The organism is Pseudomonas sp. NPDC089530, assembly GCF_050280705.1.
Lineage (GTDB): Bacteria > Pseudomonadota > Gammaproteobacteria > Pseudomonadales > Pseudomonadaceae > Aquipseudomonas.
Window position 1 is genome coordinate 1 of sequence record NZ_JBNNVU010000192.1, and the last position, 2,712, is coordinate 2,712.

General features: G+C 54.4%; 3 protein-coding genes and 2 tRNA genes. All 5 read left to right on the forward strand.

Annotation, left to right across the window (positions count from 1 at the left end):
- The first annotated feature begins 200 nt into the window (after window positions 1-200).
- The 5 genes from birA to ACQKQA_RS30105 all read left to right on the forward strand — a co-directional run bounded on the left by birA (window position 201) and on the right by ACQKQA_RS30105 (window position 2,702).
- On the forward strand, window positions 201-1,160 hold the full coding sequence (gene birA / locus ACQKQA_RS30085; protein WP_427564772.1) for a bifunctional biotin--[acetyl-CoA-carboxylase] ligase/biotin operon repressor BirA: 960 nt from the start codon (window positions 201-203) through the stop codon (window positions 1,158-1,160).
- Window positions 1,150-1,899 (forward strand): pantothenate kinase, encoded by a 750-nt coding sequence (locus tag ACQKQA_RS30090; protein WP_427564773.1) that lies wholly within the window; start codon window positions 1,150-1,152, stop codon window positions 1,897-1,899. Before birA ends, ACQKQA_RS30090 begins: the two co-directional genes overlap by 11 nt.
- 7 nt (window positions 1,900-1,906) lie before the next feature.
- A complete protein-coding gene (locus ACQKQA_RS30095; RefSeq protein WP_427564774.1) occupies window positions 1,907-2,347 on the forward strand; it encodes a hypothetical protein in 441 nt (146 codons plus the stop codon).
- 144 nt (window positions 2,348-2,491) lie between these two features.
- Window positions 2,492-2,576, forward strand: a tRNA-Tyr gene (locus tag ACQKQA_RS30100).
- 26 nt (window positions 2,577-2,602) lie between these two features.
- Window positions 2,603-2,702, forward strand: a tRNA-Gly gene (locus tag ACQKQA_RS30105).
- The last annotated feature ends 10 nt before the right edge of the window (window positions 2,703-2,712 follow it).

Here is a 2,712-nt window from a genome sequence, read left to right on the forward strand (position 1 = left end):
GGTTTCCCCATGTGAGAGTAGGTCATCGTCAAGATTAAATTCCGAAACCCCAATTGCGAAAGCAATTGGGGTTTTGTTTTTGCGCGCAGAAAATACTCTTGAGCAGCAAACGCCAGTCGCTCGACTATGCCTGTCGCACTTTCTATGCAACGGCCTTAGGCATGGCTATCATGCCTGCCTCATTGTGAGGCGAGATTTACATGCTTACATTGCTGGAGCTTCTTAAGGATGGGCGGTTTCACTCGGGCCAGGCTCTTGGTGCCGCCTTGGGTGTCAGCCGTAGTGCTGTGTGGAAGCAACTACAGCAACTGGAGGCGGAACTGGGGCTCTCCATTCATAAAGTTCGTGGTCGCGGTTATCAGTTGGCGGCTCCCTTAGCGCTTCTGAGTTCTGCTGATATCTGCGAGCAGTCAGAGAATTGTCCTTGGACTGTACTGACCTTTGACTCCATCGACTCCACAAATGCCGAGGCTCTTCGTGCTGTCGAGCGTAGCGTGCCGGCGCCGTTCCTGGTGCTAGCTGAGCGTCAGACTGCTGGGCGTGGTCGGCGCGGGCGCAAATGGGTGAGCCCATTTGCAGAAAACGTTTATTACAGCCTTGTCCTGCGTATAGACGGCGGGATGCGCCAGTTGGAAGGGCTTAGCCTGGTGGTTGGGCTTGCGGTGATGCAAACCCTGCGTGAATTTGGGATTGCTGGAGCGGGCCTGAAATGGCCGAACGACGTTTTGGTCGGGCGCAAGAAGATCGCTGGGATTCTGCTGGAATTGGTCGGGGATCCTGCTGATGTCTGTCATGTAGTCCTTGGTGTGGGTATCAACGGCAATATGCAGAAAGCCGATGAGGTTGATCAGCAATGGACCTCCATGCGGCTTGAGTCTGGTAATCCGGTGGATCGCAATCAAGTGATCGCTCGTCTGAACATGATGTTGAAGGCGTACTTAGGGCGTCATCAGCTCGAGGGCTTCTCCTCTATCCGGGATGAATGGGAGCGCAATCACCTATGGCAGGGCAAGGCGGTGTCTCTGATTGCTGGGGTCAATAAAATAGACGGTATTGTTATGGGCATCGATCAGCAGGGTGCGTTGCGATTGCAGGTGGATGGGGTTGAGAAGGTCTATAGCGGTGGTGAGCTCAGCTTGAGGTTGCGTGATGATTCTTGAGCTTGATTGCGGAAACAGCTTCATTAAGTGGCGCGTGCTGAATAATGCCGTACTTGAGGTGTTTGCCGAGGGGGTGGTTGATTCGGATGACGCTCTGGTGGGGTGTCTTCGTAGTTTGAAGGGACTGGTGCTGACTCGTTGTCGCTTAGTCAGCGTGCGTACGGCTGAAGAGACGAATAAGCTTATTTCGATGCTTGTGGAGGCTTTTGGTGTCGTGGTGACTAGTGCTGCGCCCGCGAGAGAAATGGCGGGCGTGCGAAATGGTTACGAGGAATTCGAGCGGCTTGGTCTGGATCGCTGGCTGGCCATGCTGGGGGGCTTTCGTCTCGCAGCAGGCGCGTGTCTGGTGCTGGATTTTGGAACAGCTGTTACCGCGGACTTTATTGCTGCGGATGGTGAGCACCTGGGAGGCTTTATCTGCCCAGGGATGCCGTTGATGCGTAATCAACTGAGGACTCACACACGTCGAATTCGCTATGACGATCTGTCCGCCGAGCGCGCGCTGGTCAGTCTTTTGCCGGGGCGGACGACGGTTGAGGCTGTGGAGCGCGGTTGTTCGCTGATGTTGAGGGGGTTTGTCCTGACTCAGCTGGAGCTTGCACGTAGCTATTGGGGGGATGATTTCGTGGTGTTCCTCACCGGTGGTGATGCTGACCTGGTCTCTGGGGTTGTGCCGCAGGGGCGAGTGGTCCCTGATCTGGTTTTTGTTGGGTTGGCTATGGCGTGCCCATTGTCCTGAGGTTTTTATGCGCTGGTTGTTCCTGCTGCTCCTGGTTCTCAATGTGTTCTATTACGTCTGGCATCAGCAGGAAGCGCCTTTGCGAGCCAAGGAGGTAACGCCTCTGACGCTTTATAAAGGGTCTCAGCAGGATATCCGCTTGCTGAGCGAGTCGGCTGACAGGGTTGCAAGGCGTGACAAGGACGCTGATGCTCAGGGTGACTGTCTTTATATCGGTGGTCTGGCTCGTCGTGAGCAGCTACAAGTGCTCGAGCAGCGTCTGTCGGCGTTGGGGGTAGAGGCTCGGGTGGCGCCTTTGAGTCTGCCCGATATGCCTGGTTACTGGTTGCGGGTACCCCCTGAAAGCAAGCATTTGTTGGATGATTCGCGGCTGCAGAATCTTGCTAAAGAATTCAATGAGTTAAAACATAAAATAATGTCATGCGAAGGCATTGCAACTGTCGAATAGTTTGCATAGAATGGCGCCCGCTCCGCAGTGAAGACCTCTAGAAGGTAAGCAAGGCGAAGCGAGGTCAATGCAGCTAACCTCAGGTTTTTAATGAGAAAAATGCTTGACAGAAGGGTGGCATAGTATAAAATGCTGCCTCGCTTAGGAGGGGTTCCCGAGCGGCCAAAGGGATCAGACTGTAAATCTGACGTCTACGACTTCGAAGGTTCGAATCCTTCCCCCTCCACCAGATTTAGCGTGAGCTGCAAGCTCCGCGGGTATAGTTTAGTGGTAGAACCTCAGCCTTCCAAGCTGATGATGCGGGTTCGCGAAGGCAAAAGGAATGGGCGCGAACAGCAACCAGCCGCCCTGCCCTTCGATCAGCT

Bases quoted from the DNA above. Each gene is read 5' to 3' on its own strand.
- birA (WP_427564772.1), top strand. From the start codon at position 201: ATGCTTACATTGCTGGAGCTTCTTAAGGATGGGCGGTTTCACTCGGGC.
- ACQKQA_RS30090 (WP_427564773.1), top strand. From the start codon at position 1,150: ATGATTCTTGAGCTTGATTGCGGAAACAGCTTCATTAAGTGGCGCGTG.
- ACQKQA_RS30095 (WP_427564774.1), top strand. From the start codon at position 1,907: ATGCGCTGGTTGTTCCTGCTGCTCCTGGTTCTCAATGTGTTCTATTAC.